Annotated in this window: 17 protein-coding genes; 10 read left to right on the top strand and 7 right to left on the bottom strand. The window is 64.8% G+C overall.

The features are described from left to right. Positions 1 to 23: 23 nt before the first annotated feature. Positions 24 to 569 carry a hypothetical protein gene (locus AB3X86_RS08310; protein ID WP_013092899.1) on the bottom strand — a complete coding sequence of 182 codons (546 nt, stop codon included), beginning with the start codon at positions 567 to 569 and terminating at the stop codon, positions 24 to 26. Between the two features lie 116 nt (positions 570 to 685). Next, positions 686 to 1,471 (bottom strand): IclR family transcriptional regulator, encoded by a 786-nt coding sequence (locus AB3X86_RS08305; protein ID WP_176366385.1) that lies wholly within the window; start codon positions 1,469 to 1,471, stop codon positions 686 to 688. A gap of 251 nt (positions 1,472 to 1,722) precedes the next feature. Between AB3X86_RS08305 and AB3X86_RS08300 the strand changes: the two genes are divergently transcribed. From AB3X86_RS08300 to AB3X86_RS08285, 4 genes are read left to right on the top strand one after another with little or no spacing between them, the layout of a single operon-like run. Further along, complete coding sequence (locus tag AB3X86_RS08300; protein ID WP_368595586.1) at positions 1,723 to 2,763, top strand: aldo/keto reductase; 1,041 nt, start codon at positions 1,723 to 1,725, stop codon at positions 2,761 to 2,763. A 7-nt stretch (positions 2,764 to 2,770) separates the two neighbouring features. Further along, entirely contained in the window at positions 2,771 to 3,601 is an 831-nt protein-coding gene (locus AB3X86_RS08295; RefSeq protein ID WP_368595585.1) for an amidohydrolase, read from the top strand. Between the two features lie 33 nt (positions 3,602 to 3,634). After that, the gene (locus tag AB3X86_RS08290; protein WP_368595584.1) at positions 3,635 to 4,378 is read left to right on the top strand and encodes an SDR family oxidoreductase; all 744 of its coding nucleotides are present in this window, start codon (positions 3,635 to 3,637) and stop codon (positions 4,376 to 4,378) included. A 52-nt stretch (positions 4,379 to 4,430) separates the two neighbouring features. Continuing rightward, positions 4,431 to 5,279: an ureidoglycolate lyase gene (locus tag AB3X86_RS08285; protein ID WP_368595583.1), complete on the top strand. Its 849-nt coding sequence runs from the start codon at positions 4,431 to 4,433 to the stop codon at positions 5,277 to 5,279. A gap of 86 nt (positions 5,280 to 5,365) precedes the next feature. On the opposite strand, the gene AB3X86_RS08280 is transcribed toward AB3X86_RS08285, so the two are convergent. Beyond that, a complete protein-coding gene (locus AB3X86_RS08280; protein ID WP_176120798.1) occupies positions 5,366 to 5,800 on the bottom strand; it encodes a PaaI family thioesterase in 435 nt (144 codons plus the stop codon). 283 nt (positions 5,801 to 6,083) lie between these two features. On the opposite strand from AB3X86_RS08280, the gene AB3X86_RS08275 reads away from it, so the two are divergent. Continuing rightward, positions 6,084 to 7,706 carry a methyl-accepting chemotaxis protein gene (locus AB3X86_RS08275; protein ID WP_368595582.1) on the top strand — a complete coding sequence of 541 codons (1,623 nt, stop codon included), beginning with the start codon at positions 6,084 to 6,086 and terminating at the stop codon, positions 7,704 to 7,706. Between the two features lie 130 nt (positions 7,707 to 7,836). Here AB3X86_RS08275 and AB3X86_RS08270 read toward each other — a convergent pair whose 3' ends face one another. Together AB3X86_RS08270 and AB3X86_RS08265 are read right to left on the bottom strand one after the other, a co-directional pair. Continuing rightward, a complete protein-coding gene (locus AB3X86_RS08270; RefSeq protein ID WP_013092907.1) occupies positions 7,837 to 8,040 on the bottom strand; it encodes a cold-shock protein in 204 nt (67 codons plus the stop codon). Between the two features lie 298 nt (positions 8,041 to 8,338). Beyond that, positions 8,339 to 9,469 carry an AGE family epimerase/isomerase gene (locus tag AB3X86_RS08265; protein ID WP_368595581.1) on the bottom strand — a complete coding sequence of 377 codons (1,131 nt, stop codon included), beginning with the start codon at positions 9,467 to 9,469 and terminating at the stop codon, positions 8,339 to 8,341. A 327-nt stretch (positions 9,470 to 9,796) separates the two neighbouring features. On the opposite strand from AB3X86_RS08265, the gene AB3X86_RS08260 reads away from it, so the two are divergent. Both AB3X86_RS08260 and AB3X86_RS08255 read left to right on the top strand, forming a co-directional pair. Further along, complete coding sequence (locus AB3X86_RS08260) at positions 9,797 to 11,167, top strand: hypothetical protein (RefSeq protein ID WP_368595580.1); 1,371 nt, start codon at positions 9,797 to 9,799, stop codon at positions 11,165 to 11,167. 159 nt (positions 11,168 to 11,326) lie between these two features. Next, entirely contained in the window at positions 11,327 to 11,485 is a 159-nt protein-coding gene (locus AB3X86_RS08255) for a hypothetical protein (protein WP_368595579.1), read from the top strand. Positions 11,486 to 11,502: 17 nt separating this feature from the next. Here AB3X86_RS08255 and AB3X86_RS08250 read toward each other — a convergent pair whose 3' ends face one another. Continuing rightward, on the bottom strand, positions 11,503 to 11,751 hold the full coding sequence (locus AB3X86_RS08250; protein ID WP_368595578.1) for a hypothetical protein: 249 nt from the start codon (positions 11,749 to 11,751) through the stop codon (positions 11,503 to 11,505). A 163-nt stretch (positions 11,752 to 11,914) separates the two neighbouring features. Between AB3X86_RS08250 and AB3X86_RS08245 the strand changes: the two genes are divergently transcribed. The 3 genes from AB3X86_RS08245 to AB3X86_RS08235 all read left to right on the top strand — a co-directional run bounded on the left by AB3X86_RS08245 (position 11,915) and on the right by AB3X86_RS08235 (position 14,005). Next, the gene (locus AB3X86_RS08245; RefSeq protein WP_368595577.1) at positions 11,915 to 12,229 is read left to right on the top strand and encodes a hypothetical protein; all 315 of its coding nucleotides are present in this window, start codon (positions 11,915 to 11,917) and stop codon (positions 12,227 to 12,229) included. 164 nt (positions 12,230 to 12,393) lie between these two features. Further along, a complete protein-coding gene (locus tag AB3X86_RS08240; protein WP_368595576.1) occupies positions 12,394 to 13,320 on the top strand; it encodes a 3-hydroxyacyl-CoA dehydrogenase family protein in 927 nt (308 codons plus the stop codon). A gap of 73 nt (positions 13,321 to 13,393) precedes the next feature. Then, positions 13,394 to 14,005, top strand: a complete 612-nt coding sequence (locus tag AB3X86_RS08235; RefSeq protein WP_368595575.1) for a flavin reductase family protein — start codon at positions 13,394 to 13,396, stop codon at positions 14,003 to 14,005. Positions 14,006 to 14,009: 4 nt separating this feature from the next. Here AB3X86_RS08235 and AB3X86_RS08230 read toward each other — a convergent pair whose 3' ends face one another. Then, positions 14,010 to 15,449 (bottom strand): polyhydroxyalkanoate depolymerase, encoded by a 1,440-nt coding sequence (locus AB3X86_RS08230; RefSeq protein WP_368595574.1) that lies wholly within the window; start codon positions 15,447 to 15,449, stop codon positions 14,010 to 14,012. Positions 15,450 to 15,602 lie beyond the last annotated feature (153 nt).

Here is a 15,602-nt window from a genome sequence, read left to right as displayed (position 1 = left end):
GCTCAACGCACGGCTTCATCACCTCACGCCGCCAGCTTCTGCGCCGCCTCATCGACCTGCGCGCGCGTGACCGACAGCTCATCGAGCCATGCCTGCGCATACACCGCGCCGGTTTCGCGTTCGAGCCGCGCGATCGTCGCGGCGCAGCGGTTCGCGTCCTTCAGCGTCGAAATGAACGATTTCACCGACTCGCCGCCCTTGAACGCGTCGAACAGCGGCACGCGAATTTCATCGGGCAGCGGGCGGGTGGTCCATTGGTACGGCTTGCCGTTGAACGTCAGCGACGGCGGCAGCACGCGCTCCTTGCGCGCGGCCGGAATCAGGCCGTAGGTACGCGCCGCTTCGCCGATCTGCTCGGGCGAAAACAGCTCGTCGGGCGTGATGTCGAATTGCTGGATGAAAGTCTCGATGCTTTGCATCGCGGCGGCGCGGTCGTCGCGGCGCTTCTGCGCGTGAGCGACGATGTCGCGCAGTTCGTCGGCTTCTGCCGCGGTGATCGTGAAGCTCGACTGCTTCTGCTGGAGTTCGGAAAAACGCTGGAATTCGGAATCGGTCAGAAGTTTGGCCATTGCTCAATCGATGCGCGCGCATGAGCCCGTCATGCGGCGGTATTTTGGAAGGGCCGCCATTCTAAACCAAGTGCGCGTGGGTGCAGCCGCACGAACGTCGTCGCGCACCTTGTCGATCACGCGGCCTGCTCGCGGAACATCGACAGCGCCTGCACCGTGTCTCGCAGCAGCGTGGTGGCCGCTTCGAGCGTCGGCGCGACGTATTCGTCGATCCGCCGCAGATACGGACAGGTGAGCACCGCGATCGCTTGTCCCGACGGCGCGAGGATTGGGAACGTCACGTCGGTGACGCCGAAGGTCTGCTGGCTGTCCTTCTGCCAGAAGCCCGCCGCGCGGATGCGTTCGCAGGCCTCCTCCAGCGCGTCGCGATCGAGCGTCACTTCGCCCTTCACCTTGGTGTGCTCGGCAAGCATCTGCTGACGCTGCTCGACGCTCTGGAACGCGAGCATCACGCGCCCCGAGCCGGTGTCGATCAGTCCGACCCGCGAGCCGAGCCGCACCGACATGCCCCACGTGCCCGGCCCGTCGACCTGGGCGATCACCAGCAGGTTGCCGCGGTCGTAGACGACGAGGTGGCACGACTGCTCGGCTGCGTCGGCGAAGCGCTGCATCAGCGGCAGTGCTTCGGCGATCAGCCGGTTCATCGGCGGATGACGGTGCGCGAGCGCGAACAGCTTCAGGCTCAGCGAGTAGCGGTCGCCGGCCGCCGAGCGCACCACGTATTGACGCGCGACGAGGCGTTCGAGCATCCGGTACATCTCGCTCGCATTGCGGCCCAGCTGCCGCGTGATTTCGGCGCGCGTGAGTCCTTCCTTCTGCTCGGACAGCAGCTCGAGAATGTCGAGGCCTTTATCCAGTGCGGGGGCGCGGTAGCGGTCGTCGTCTTTGTCTTCGGCGTCCATCGTGAGGATAGGGGATCTCGTCGGGATTTCTTATTATCTGGCGCGCGCGCAGCGTTTCGCGAACTGAATGTCTGCTGTCCAGGGAAAACCCCCGGGCGTCGCGTCGCGCAGTTTTCTTGACTTGGAAAAATTCGAATATGAATAATACGTTCATTGGTGAATGAGTGCACGCGTGAGCGAGGCGCGCCTTTTTTGGCTGCCCATTGGGCACGTCGCATGGTAAAAACACCACAAAATAGGGAGACACGCTCATGTCGGCATCGATCGGATCCAGGATCGGGCAACGGCGCCGGATCGGCCGCGGCTCGTTGCAGGTGAGCGGGCTAGGGCTCGGCACGGCGCCGCTCGGCGGCCTGTACCGCGACCTGTCCGACGAGGAGGCCCATGCGACCATCGCCGCCGCCTGGGACGCGGGCGTGCGCTACTTCGACACCGCGCCGCATTACGGCAACACCAAGGCCGAGCATCGGCTCGGCGCCTCGTTGCGCCACTATCCGCGCGGCGAATATGTGCTGTCGACCAAGGTCGGCCGCCGCTTCGTGCCGCGCACGTCGCCATTCGACGACCGCGAAGGCTGGCAGAATCCGCTGCCGTTCGAAGCGATCTACGACTACACGCACGACGGCATTTTGCGTTCGTTCGAGGACAGCCAGCAGCGCCTCGGCATCATCGATATCGACATCCTGCTCGTGCATGACATCGGCCGCGTCACGCACGGCGACCAGCATCCGCACTACTGGCGGCAACTGACCGAAGGCGGCGGTTTCCGCGCGCTGGAGCGCCTGCGTTCGACCGGCGCGATCAAGGCGGTCGGCCTCGGTGTCAACGAAGGGGCGGTGATTCTCGACGCGATGGCCGAGTGCGATATCGATTGCGCGTTGCTCGCGGGGCGTTATACGCTGCTCGAGCAGACCACCCTCGATGACCTGCTGCCCGCCTGCGAGGCGCGCGGTGTCAGCATTCTGCTCGGCGGCGCGTTCAATTCGGGCATTCTGGCGCGCGGCGTCGAAGGCGATCTGAAGTTCAACTACGGCGCCGCGCCGCCCGAGGTGATCGAGCGCGTCGCGCGTCTGGAGGCGGTATGCCGAGCGCACGATGTGCCGCTCGCCGCCGCCGCATTGCAGTTTCCGTATGCGCATCCGGCGGTCGCCACCGTGCTGACCGGCGCGCGCAGTGCCGATGAATTGCGCGAGAACGTCGCGTCGTTCGAGCAGCCGATCCCCGCGGCCTTGTGGTCTGCATTGCGCGCCGCGGGCCTGCTCGACCCCCGCGCGCCCGCGCCCGAGGACTGAACCGACCATGCCGATCGACGCTCACCAGCACTACTGGGACCCCGCGCGGGGCGACTACGAGTGGCTCACGCCCGAGCTGAAAATTCTCTACCGGCCGTTCGGGCCTGATGATCTGAAGCCGTTGCGCGAACAGGCCGGCATCGAGCGGACCGTGGTCGTGCAGGCCGCGCCGACGCTCGACGAAACCCGCTACCTGCTCGACATCGCGCGGCACGAGCCGTCGATCGCGGGCGTGGTCGGGTGGGTGCCGCTGCTGTTGCCGAACGCGCCCGATCTGATCGAGGCGCTCGCGCGCGAGCCGAAGTTCAAGGGCGTGCGGCCGATGCTGCAGGACCTGCCCGACGACGGCTGGATCGCGAACCCCGACCTCACGCCGGCGATCGACGCGCTGATCGCGCACGACCTCGCGTTCGATGCGCTGATCTACGCGCGTCACGTGCAGTACGTCGAGATTTTCGCGCAGCGTTTTCCGGCGCTGCGCATGGTGGTCGATCATGGCGCGAAGCCGCCGATCCGCTTCGGCCAGGCGGGCTACGAGGTGTGGCGCGATGCGATTACCCGGCTCGCCGCATTCCCTCAGGTGCACTGCAAGCTGTCGGGACTCGCGACCGAGGCGTCGCCCGGCTGGACCGAAGACACGCTGCGGCCTTACGTCGAACACCTGCTGAACACGTTTGGCCCCGCGCGGCTGATGTGGGGCAGCGACTGGCCCGTGCTCGAACTGAACGGCGACTATCTGCTGTGGCATTCGGTGGCGACCACGCTGCTCGCGTCGTTGAGCGACGCGGAGCGCGACGCCGTGTTCGGCGAGAACGCCGCCGCGTTTTACCGGCTTTGATTTCGTTGGCAGCCCATTCAACTGGAGTCGTAGATGACGCAAAGACTGGCCGGCAAAACGGCCCTGATCACCGCGGCGGGACAAGGCATCGGTCTCGCCACCGCCGAACTGTTCGCGCGCGAAGGCGCGCGCGTGATCGCCACCGATATCCGCATCGACGGACTCGCCGGCAAGCCGGTCGAGGCGCGCAAGCTAGACGTGCTCGACGGCGCGGCGATCAAGGCGCTCGCCGCTGAAGTCGGCACGATCGACGTGCTGTTCAACTGCGCGGGCTACGTGCATGCGGGCAATATCCTCGAATGCAGCGAGGAGGACTGGGATTTCGCGTTCGACCTCAACGCGAAGGCAATGTACCGTATGATTCGCGCGTTTTTGCCGGGCATGCTGGAGAAGGGCGGCGGTTCGATCATCAATATGTCGTCGGCGGCGTCGAGCGTGAAGGGTGTGCCGAACCGCTTTGCTTACGGCGCGTCGAAAGCCGCGGTGGTCGGGCTGACCAAGTCCGTCGCCGCGGATTTCGTTACGCGTGGTGTACGCTGTAACGCGATTTGCCCGGGCACGGTGTCTTCGCCGTCGCTCGAACAGCGAATCGCCGCGCAGGCTCAGGCGCAGGGCGCGTCGGTCGATGCGGTGCAGGCCGCGTTCGTCGCGCGTCAGCCGATGGGCCGCATCGGCAAGCCGGAGGAAATCGCCGCGCTCGCGCTGTATCTCGCGTCCGACGAGTCGTCGTTCACGACGGGCCAGCTCCATGTGATCGACGGCGGATGGTCGAACTGATTCTGATTGGTTGACGAACCGAACACTACTGAACGTAAAGGAAAGTGCAACGATGAAACTGCTTCGTTATGGGCCGAAGGGCCAGGAAAAGCCGGGCCTGCTGGACGCGCAAGGCAAGATTCGCGATCTGTCGAAGGTGGTGGGCGATATCGACGGCGCTGTGCTCGGCGATGAAAGCCTCGCGAAACTGCGCGCACTCGATCCGGCAACGCTGCCGCTCGTCGAAGGCAATCCGCGCGTGGGCCCGTGCGTCGGCAAGATCGGCAAGTTCATCTGCATCGGCCTGAACTACGCGGATCACGCGGCGGAATCGAACCTGCCGGTGCCGGCCGAACCGGTCATCTTCAACAAGTGGACGAGCGCGATCAGCGGCCCGAACGACGACATCGAGATCCCGCGCGGCTCGAAGAAGACCGACTGGGAAGTGGAACTCGGCGTCGTGATCGGCAAGGCGGCGAAGTACGTCGACGAAGCGAACGCGCTCGAGCACGTGGCCGGCTACTGCATCGTCAACGACGTGTCGGAGCGCGAATGGCAGATCGAGCGCGGCGGCACGTGGGACAAGGGCAAGGGCTTCGACACGTTCGGCCCGATCGGCCCGTGGGTCGTCACGCGCGATGAAGTCGCCGATCCGCAGAACCTGAGCCTGTGGCTGGAAGTGGACGGCCATCGCTACCAGAACGGCAGCACGAAGACGATGATCTTCAGTGTCGCGAAGCTGGTGTCGTATGTGTCGCAGTGCATGAGCCTGCAGCCGGGCGACGTGATCTCGACCGGCACGCCGCCGGGCGTCGGCATGGGCGTGAAGCCGAACCCGGTATTCCTGAAGCCGGGGCAGACGGTGCGTCTGGGTATCGAAGGGCTGGGCGAGCAGACGCAGAAGACTTACGCGGCGGAGTAACGCGCTTTCTCTTCCTGTCTTGTCGCTGTGAAATGCGAGGCCGTTCCTGTTACGCGCAGGAGCGGCCTTTTTTATGCCGCGCGGCTTTAACTCCCCGCCTCCTGCTCTCCATTCTCCCCAATCCGATTCACGGTCCCCTGCGCAACCGCCACCAGCTTCTCGCGATTCCCCTCCATCACGAACACGCTGCACTGGCAGGTCGCCTGATGCCGGCCCGCATAGACGACGCTGGCGCGCGCGATCAGCGTGCCCTTCACTGCCGGGCGCAGATAGTTGATCTTGTATTCACCGGTCACGACTCTCGGACCCAGCGACAGCGCGCCCGCGAACGTCAACGCATTGTCGGCGAGATAACTGATGACGCCGCCATGCACGAAACCATGCTGCTGCCGCAGTTCATCGCGAATCGGCAGACACAGGGTGAGCTCTTCGCTGCTGGCGTGCATCAACTCCGCGCCTAGCAGCATGCTGAACGGCTGGGCGTGCAGTGCGCCGCGCGCCCGGTCGAGTAGGTCGGTCATCGTGGTTCCTTCGTGCAGGGTCGGGGTGGTGCATCGGTGCAGCAGTACATCCGCACGGCGAGCGCCACGCGGTCCCTACCCACTCTAGGAAGTGCCGCTGCACTGCGCAAGGTGATTCCTCGCGATGAACGGAGCATTGTTGCGCAAAACGACCACAATCGCGACGATCGCCGATGAAACCTGCACGTAGGGCGCTTTTTGCGGGATTTGGCCTCAAGCCATTAATCGGGCTGCCGTTAACCCTGGTGTAGCCTCCGTCATCCTTTGTTCCTAGGTGTCCCCGATGTTCAGCAAGATCAAGGTCGCATCCGGCCTGCTATGTGTTCTGGCCGCGTTCTGCGTCTTCCAGCTCGTCACGGTAGCGTTGGGCTTCTGGTCGCTGACGCGCACGCACGACGACGTCGGCGATCTGGCGAGCATCGCGTTGAAGCAGGTCGACGCGGTCAACCAGACTACGCAGCGCCTGATGGACGCGCGCATCAACCTGTCGCGCGCCGGCACGCGCATGGTGCGCGGCGGCGCCGAGCCGACGGACATCGTGCAGCACGCTCGCGAACAGCTCGCCGCCGCCGATCAGTCTTTCGCGGGCTTCATGAGCGCCCAGAAGACCAGCGACGAAGACAGCGCGCGCGCCACCGCGCTCGCCGAACGCTACAAGACGCTGCACGGCGCGCTCGCGGAGCTCGTGCAGTATCTCGACTCGAACAATATCCAGGCCTTCCTCGATCAACCCACGCAATCGTTCCAGGACGCCTATCTGTCGGAAGTGCACAACTTCGAGCAATTCGGCGACGCCGCGAGCCGCGCGTCGCTAGCTTCGATCGATGCGCGCGTGGCGGCGTTTCGCATCGTCAGCGTGGTGATTCTGCTCGTGCTGGTCGCCGGCACGCTAGCCGTGTATACAGCGCTGCGCCGCGGCGTCGTGGCACCGCTCGAGGAGGCGGGCCGCCACTTCGAGCGCATCGCGCAAGGCCGTCTCGATCAACCGATCGCCGCGCGCGGCAGCAACGAAATCGGCCGCCTGTTCTCGGGTCTCGCGACGATGCAGGCGAGCGTCGCACGCACCGTCAGGAGCGTGCGCGAATCGGCCGACTCGATCCATCTCGGCGCCAACGAAATCGCGACCGGCAACGCCGATCTGTCCGCACGCACCGAAAACCAGGCGGCATCGCTCGAGGAAACGGCGTCGAGCATGGAAGAACTGACGGCGACCGTGCGCCAGAACGCCGATCACGCGCGCGAAGCCAACGCGCTCGCCGAGACCGCGCTCGACGCAACGTCGCGCGGCAGCGAAGTCGTCAACCAGGTGGTCGACAAGATGCGCGGCATCGCGCAGAGCTCAGACAAAATCGCCGAGATCATTTCGGTGATCGACGGTATCGCGTTCCAGACCAACATCCTCGCGCTCAATGCCGCCGTCGAGGCGGCGCGTGCCGGAGAGCAGGGCCGCGGCTTCGCGGTCGTGGCCGGCGAAGTGCGCGGCCTCGCCCAACGCAGCGCGCAATCGGCGAAGGAAATCAAGACGCTGATCAGCGAATCGGTCGCGGAGATTCAGGGCGGCTCGGCGCTGGTCGAGCGCGCCGGCGAAGCGATGAGCCATGTGTCGGCGTCGATCTCGCGCGTCACGCAGATGATGGCCGAAATCAGCGCGTCGTCGCTCGAGCAGAGCACCGGCATCGAGCAAGTAAACCAGGCGGTCGTGCAGATGGACGAGATGACGCAGCAGAACGCGGCGCTCGTCGAGCAGGCCGCGGCTGCGGCTGCTTCGCTGCATCAGCAGACCGAGCAATTGAAACAGGCCGTTTCGGTATTCGAAATTTCTGAAAGTGTGTTGCGCACGCAACAGCGCAGTGCAATGTCCGCAGTCAATGCTGAATTTGCATTAACCGGAATGCATGCGCTTTAAGCAGCGACGCTTGAAAACGCGACGCAGAAATAGAAAATGGCCCGCGTAAAGCGAGCCATTTGCATTAGACGCAGGGGCCTTTAGAGGCCTATCTTGACGTCCAAGTCTGTCTCAAAGTACCTGAAGGTACTTAGATCGACTGGATGTTTGCAGCCTGCTTGCCCTTCGGGCCTTGCTTGACTTCGAACGACACTTTCTGGTTTTCCTGCAGGGACTTGAAGCCCGATGCCTGGATTTCCGAGAAGTGTGCAAACAGGTCTTCGCCGCCGTCGTCCGGGGTGATGAAGCCAAAGCCCTTTGCATCGTTAAACCACTTAACAGTACCTGTTGCCATTTTTGATCCAAATAAATGTTGTGTATTGCATCGCGACCGCTCTTGCGTGAATGCAAAGCGAGCGCGAGGGAAGAGTTGTATCACGTCTTTATGACAGACGCCAATCAACATGCATCCGGGTATTCCCGGTTTTGATGTTTTTCGCGCTTTGAGAACGTTTGGCGAGAACTTTTTTCGCGCCAGGGTTTACCAGCGGCATTAATTTCCTCGCGACCCGGCGGCGGATCGTCGTCCGTGCATGCGGCTCCTTATTGAGACGATCGAGCGTTCAATTACATTTATCGATGTCCAAATTCGGCTAAGTTCCCGCTGCCGATTCGGCACCCGCAGGTAGCGCCGCGTAGGCGGTAGCCAGGTGATAAGGCGTGGTTGACGGCATGTCGGCGCGCGCAACTTCACCGCTCGACATCTTGCATTCGAACCAGCCATGTTCATGCAAAAAGCATCGCTGAAAACGCGCGATCTGTTGCGGCAGCGCCGCGCGCACGGCCGGATCGTCGTGACAGGCGAGCGCGCGCAGGTATTCCGTCTGCGCCCAGATCCGCTGAGTCGCGTCGCTGACGTTGCCAGCCTCGTCGAGCGATGCGCACACCCCGCCGTTGTTCGGGTCCACCCCATGCTGCTGCGCGAAGGCGAAAGCGCGCGCCAGCGCTTCCATTAGCCCCGTGCCGTCGAACAGCGCGCCAGCCTGCCTGACCAGCCAGTACCACTCGAACTGATGTCCCGGCTCCAGACGGTTGCCGCTCGCACCGATCGGCAGTTCGGCGATGCAGCCGCTCGGCGCATGCACGAAGTGTCGCGCGACCGCGCCAGCGAGGCGGCGCAACGCGGCGCCGAAGACGTTATCGCGCGTCGCCTGGCAGGCGGCGAGCCACGCTTCGGTCAGGTGCATCAGCGGATTCTGCAGCGGCGTGGCGGTGACTTTCGAAAAGTCGACGTTCAGCGCGGCGTTGAACAGATCGCCGTCGGCCGCGAAGTTCGACTGGATCAGCGCGGTCGTGCTGTGTACGAGCTTCAGCGCGTCGAGGTTGGCGGAGCGCCGCGCGTATTCCGCGCAAGCGAACACGACGAACGCGTGCGTGTAGAGGTCCTTCGTCGTGTCGAGCGGCACGCCGAGCGCGTCGACGCTATAAAACCATCCGCCGTGGTCGGCGTCCCGAAAGGTGCGCGTCAGCGAATCGAACAGCACGCTCGCGTGTTCCATGTCGCCCGCTTGCGCAAACGTGAACAACTGCCGCGCGCACGCCATCGCCCGATAGCGTTGCGCGGGCAAAGGCTCGGCGGTGGCGTCGAGCGCTTCGTAGGGCAGCTGCAACGCGTGGTTGAAGCCGGGCCCGCGCCACATCGGCAGCACCACGTTCGCGAAGTGCTCGCGCAGCGCGTTCGCGGCGGTGGTCGTCGAAGCAGGGGGAGGGATCGTGCTTGGCATGGTCGGTTGGTTCGGGCGCGTAACGTGCGCAATGTATCGAGGCGGCGCTCAGGGTGACGGCTCAGGGGTCCGCCCGGCCGGGTCGCTGTGGTCTGCGGCCTAGCATAAAGCAAACGCCACGCGCTGACACCTCGAGTCAAGCAAGCATTCGGAATGTTCGACGCTACGAGGTCGTGAAACGCGCGAGGGGCTCGAAAGCGCGCAAATCGTCGGGGAATGGCTTCGGCGCGGGCGGAGCGCCATGCGACAATGCGGGCTCTAAATATTCCAACGGCAATGACGAGCGGCTTCCGGCGCCCGTTCCTGGCGACGACCGCTTTTTCCTCTATGGCAGATTCCGCAGCATCCCCGCAGTCCAGGCCCCGGCGCGTCGCTTCGAAGAAGCAGCGGCAGGGCGCCGTCTCCACTGAAACCGAAAACAAGCTGGCGCGCGCGGCGCGCTCGGCGCAACGCCTCGCGCAACTGAGCGGCGTCGCGCGCGACGACAGCACGCTCGACCTGTTCCCCGACGATCCCACCCGCGCGACGCTCGAAGCGATGAACATCGACGTCCGCCAAGGCACGCTGCACGGGTTCGAATTGCCGGACGTGGTGCTGCAGGCGGTCGGCGCATTCGATGAACACATGGCGCTCGACAAGACTGCGCGCCGCGCACCGCGTGCGGCGAAACTGGATGTACTGATGCCGGTGAACGAGCAGTTGAGCGGGTTTGACGTCGAACCGGCGATGGCGGCTGCCGATGCGCCCGCAAGCAAGCCCGCGAACGGCGCCTCCGACGATGCGACGCCGAACGCCGAAGCAAACACCGACGACAAGCCCACCCCCCCTTCGCGTGAGTCATCCGCGCCGCTGAGCTCGGCGATGGCCGCCGCGACCGTCGCGCGCAGCGTGACCGCATTGCGTCAGGCGGCTGAAGCGGAGTCGGCAGCGACGGCGGGCGCGGGCAAGCCGCAGCAGCGTTTCGCCGCGACCTTTGCGAAAGCCGCGACGGCATCGCGCGATGCGACTGCGGCTGCGATTCCAGCCTCGTACGCAACGTCCGCCGCGACCGACGACAGTAGCGCGCGCAAGTTCACCAACGAGTCCGTGACGCGTACTCAGTCCGCCTCGCCAGAGGCTGTGACGCCGAAACAGGACGACAAGTCCTCGACCACCGCGCCGTTGACGACACCCCGGCCCGCGTCCGCAGAGAACCACACCGGATTCGCCACGTCTTGGCGTGACGCGCGCCGCACCGACGCGGCTGCCACTGCGCTACGCTCGGAACCGGAACTCGACCGCGCGCGTGCCACCGCGTTTGCCGATACGGTCGATGCGCTCTATGGCGTGATCGCCGATCAGCGCCGCGCCGCGACCGATCATTCGCGGCGCGTGAAATGGATGCTGTCGATCGTGGTCGGTGCACTGCTGGTGACGGTGGCAATCGGCATCGCGCAGACGCTGCTGCTGATGCGCCTCACGCACGAGACGACGGCCCAGCAACAGCGCATCGAACAGATGATGCAGAACCAGCAAGCGGCGATGGTGAGCCTGCTCGACGCGCATACGGCGATGGCCGCGACGGCGAACGCGGTGCCGGCGAGCGCCGCCGTCACGAGCCCCAACGCGGCGCTCCCCAACGCGCCCCTACAGCCCAGCGCTACGCCGACACACGCAAGGCATGCTCGCGCTCAGCACGGCCGCCCACCTGGTCGTTGAATCGGGGATGTTGTCGCGATGCAACACCTCCCGGCCCCGTGACACCGCGACAATCGCACCGAAATTTTGCTGCATTGCACTAGCTTTTTCCTAGGGAAAACCCCTATAATCATGGCTAAGGGAAAACCCTAGCAATGCAGTCACTAACCGGGAGTCGCCATGAGCTTCATCTTTGCACTGTTCCAAAAGATCAGCGACCTCTTTGCGTCGCCTCATCTGCCGCTGGATTCGGACTATTCGTATGCGGCGCGTGCCCGCGAAGCGGAGCGTCTGCGCCGCGCGCAGTCCACGCTGTTCGGCGTCAAGCTGACGGACTAAGTCCAGCCGTACCTTCCTCAGGCGATACGACGCGCTGGGGCGCGCACCTCGGGTGCGTTATTCATTGAGCCACTATTCGCGAAATGCGAATCGTGGCTTTTTGTTTTTTGGCGGCGTTTTACCGCGACGCACCATTGCGCGTGCGGAATATTTCGGCGCCGAAATGAATGTAACCGGCTTTCATGCTGATTCAGCGGGTAGAACGACAGCGCCGCCGTGTAAGCCTTGTTCAATGCAGTGAGAAAGCGAAATCGAGCTTCCGTCATCCGCCTCCGACTATGAAATGCGCGCTTACAAGTGCTAACGTCTTCACGCGATGCGGGCCGCTAAAGTGGGTCTCAAGCGTACGGCGTCTGATTCGGAAGCGAATCGCACGATTCGGGCAAACACGGACGCTGGCCTGGAATAAAACTTTGACGGGAGGTCATTATGAAAACCTTTGGCAAGGCATCGCGCTCGCTGATCGCAACGCTACTCGCGGGCGGCGCGCTCGTCGCGGCCGGTAGCGCATTCGCGCAAGACCGCGTGATCGTCGAGCACCGCCCGGCGCCGGTCGTGTACGATCAACCGCACATGATGCCGGCGGGCGTATCGATCAACATCGGCTGGCACGGCGATCGTTACTGGGACGGCCACCGCTACTGGGCGCACGACGACTGGATGCGCCGTCATCCGCGCGACTACGATCCGCACCATCGAGACGGCTATCACGACGATCACCGCCCGCCGCCCCCGCGCTACTAATGCGCACCTGACCGCGCCGCAACAGGCGGCGCGAGTCCACGAAGCCGGTCTTCCCTCCACGGAAAGACCGGCTTCGTCGCATTTGGGCTTGCAAGTCCCACCGGGGGAATGCAGCGTGCTGCGCTATGCTTCGGGACTTTGATCGACGCTAGCGGGGAGTGCGTGTGGGCAAGACGACGCAGGATGTGGCGATAGGGGTGGTGGGCACCGGATTGATGGGTGTCGGCATTGCGACGCGGGCCGCGCTGCATGGATACCGGACGATCGTTCACGACGTCGATCCGGCCCGGCTCGCGAGCGTCGCGCCGAAAGCGCAAGCGGTGCTCGACGAGCTGATCGACGCGGGCCGGATCGACGATGCCGCCAAACAGGCGGCGCTCGCGCGCATCGAAACGCACGTGCAGCTCGCCGCGGTCGCGCAAGCGCGCTTCGTGATCGAGGCGATTCCCGAGGTGCTCGAACTCAAGCATCGCCTTTACGCGACACTGACCGGCCTGCTCGCCGACGATGCGATCCTCGCGAGCAACACCAGCGGCTTCCCGCCCGACCAGCTCGCCACCCCGCTGCGTGCGAAGCAACGCTTCGTGATCGCGCATTTCTGGAACCCGCCGCACATGATTCCGCTCGTCGAGGTCGTGCCGGGCACCGAGACCGCGCCCGAAGTCGTGCAGCAAACCGCCGGGCTGATGAGCGCGATCGGCATGGAGCCGGTCGTGCTCGCGAAGGCGATTGCTGGCTTCGTCGGCAATCGGCTGCAGTTCGCGGTGCTGCGCGAGGCCTTGCATATCGTGCGTTCGGGGGCGGCGACGCCCGAAGTCGTCGATCGCGTGATGAAGGCTTCGCTCGGACGCCGCTGGGGCATCGTCGGACCGTTCGAAAGCGCGGATATGGGCGGGCTCGACACCTTCATCGACATCGCGTCGCATCTGATGCCGCAACTCGCAAAGGACGAGGACGTGATCGATCTGCTGCGCGCGCAGGTCGACGCCGGGCGGGTCGGCGTGCGCAGCGGCGCGGGTTTTCATGACTGGGACGAAGCGCGGATCGCGCGGGTCAAGGAGGGGCGCAAGCGCGTGATCGGGCGCGGCTAGTGCTGTATAAGTAGCCGTTCCGGATCTGCTTCTGCGCCGCTTTTTGCGCTGAAGATCACACGAGTCTCAAGTCATGCCTCACTACTTCTACGATCCCGCCGCCGGCCACGGCCTGCCGCACGATCCTTTCAAGGCGATCGTCGCGCCACGGCTGATCGGCTGGATTTCTTCGCGCGATGCGCAAGGCGCGCTCAACCTTGCGCCATACAGCTTTTTCGGCGCGTTCGCGACCTTTCCGCCGATCATCGGTTTCAGCAGCGAGGGCCGCAAGGACAGCCTCGCCAACATCGAGGCGACCGGTGAATTCGTGTGGAATCTCGCTACCCGGCCGCTTGCCGAGCAGATGAACCGCTCGTCGGCGCCGGTCGCGCCGCACGTCGACGAGTTCGCACTGGCCGGGCTCACGCCCGCGCCGGGCCGCAACGTGGCGGTGCCGCACGTGGCCGAATCGCCCGCTGCGCTCGAATGCAAGCTGCTGCAGATCGTGCGTCTGCATGATGTCGAGGGCAAGCCGATGGACAACTATCTGTCGCTCGGCCAGGTGGTCGGCGTGCATATCGACGAGGCCTATCTGAAGGACGGCCTGTTCGACACGCACGCCGCGCAGCCGATCATGCGCGCGGGCTATCGCGCCGACTATGCGCAGATCGGCGAGATGTTCCAGATGATCCGGCCAACGGCCTGAACGCTCAGGACGTCACGGACGGCGGTTTGCGTGACGGCTGCCCGGACGATTGTGCCGAGGAATCGCAGTTGCCGCTCTCGCTCCCGCCTACGGGCGCATCCACTTCCACTCCGACAACAGAGGCCGCGACCGGCGCGGCCGCCGTGACTTCGGCCGCGGTCGCCGCGGGCACCGGCTGGATCGGACGCGCGCGTGAACTGACGAGCACTGCGCGCGGTTCGTTGTCGTAAATCACGGCCCGCACGCGCGGATAAACGTGCCGCTCCCAGCGGCGTCCGCTGAACACGCCGTAGTGGCCGACGCCCGTCTGCACGTAATGGGTCTTCAGGTACGGCCGCAGACGATCGCAGATGTCCTGCGCGGCGAGCGTCTGACCGACTGCGCAGATATCGTCCTTTTCGCCTTCCACGGTCAACAATGCGGTGCGGCGAATCTTCGACGGCTCGACCAGACGCCCCTCGACTTCGAGCGCGCGCAGCGGCAGCGCATGCTGCTGAAAGACCGTGTCGACGGTTTCCAGATAGAAGTCGGCCGTCAGATCCATCGTCGCGAAGTACTCTTCGTAGAACGTGCGAATGGTGTCGGCTTTTTGCGGATCACCCTTGCCGCGCTCGTAGTACATCGTTTCGAACGAGTCGGCGTGGCGGCCCGGATTCATCGCCATGAACGAGGCCAACTGAACGAAGCCCGGATACACGCGACGCTGCGCGCCCGCAAAGCCGAACGGCACCGCGCTGATCAGGTTGCGCTCGAACCACTCGAGCGGCCGGCTCCTCGCCAGTTCGTTGACACGGGTCGGATTGATGCGCGTGTCGATCGGGCCGGCCATCAGCGTCATGCTGGCCGGCTGCGCGGGATGGTCGTCGGCGGCCATCAGCGCGACGGCGGCGAGCGCCGCGACGGTCGGTTGGCAGACCGCCAGCAGATGCGTGCCGGACCCGATCGTCGCGGTGAAGTCGATCACGTGGCGCACGAACTCGTCGAAGCCGAAGCGGCCCTCGCCGAGCGGCACGTCGCGCGGATTGTGCCAGTCGGTGATATAGACGTCGTGCTCGGGCAGCATCGTGCGCACGGTTGCGCGCAGCAGCGTCGCGAAGTGTCCCGACATCGGCGCAACCATCAGCACGCGCGGCTGCGGCGTCGAAAGCACGGCGTCCTTGCGAAAATGCAGCAGCGAGCAGAACGGCGTGCACGCGACGACTTCCTCGACCACCGCGACCGGCCCGCCTTCGGTGACGACGCTGTCGATGCCAAACGGTGGCCGCGTCGGCGTGAGTCCGCCGAGCATCAGCAGTTCGCAGGTCGCGCGCAGCGAGCGTCCGTGGGGCGTAGCCGCGAATGTCGGCCACGCATCGAGCGAGTGGTTCGCCAGCGCCGCGCCGTGTCGCAGCGGCAGCAGCATGTCGGCGCAGGCCTGATAGGCGGGATAGGCGAACAGATTCATACTTTCACTCGAATGCGCCAGAAAAACAGGAACCCGAATAAAAGCAAGCGGTGCGCCAGGCGCTGGCGCGCGTCGCCCGGTGTGCCGCGGTATGTCGCGGCATGTCTCGCGTGCGTCGGCATATCACTTGCGTGCGTAGGCGAAACGGGCCGG

Source organism: Paraburkholderia sp. BR14374, assembly GCF_040948685.1.
Lineage (GTDB): Bacteria > Pseudomonadota > Gammaproteobacteria > Burkholderiales > Burkholderiaceae > Paraburkholderia > Paraburkholderia youngii.
The sequence above is the reverse complement of the archived record's forward strand: the minus strand, read 5'-3'. Positions and strand labels throughout refer to the sequence as shown.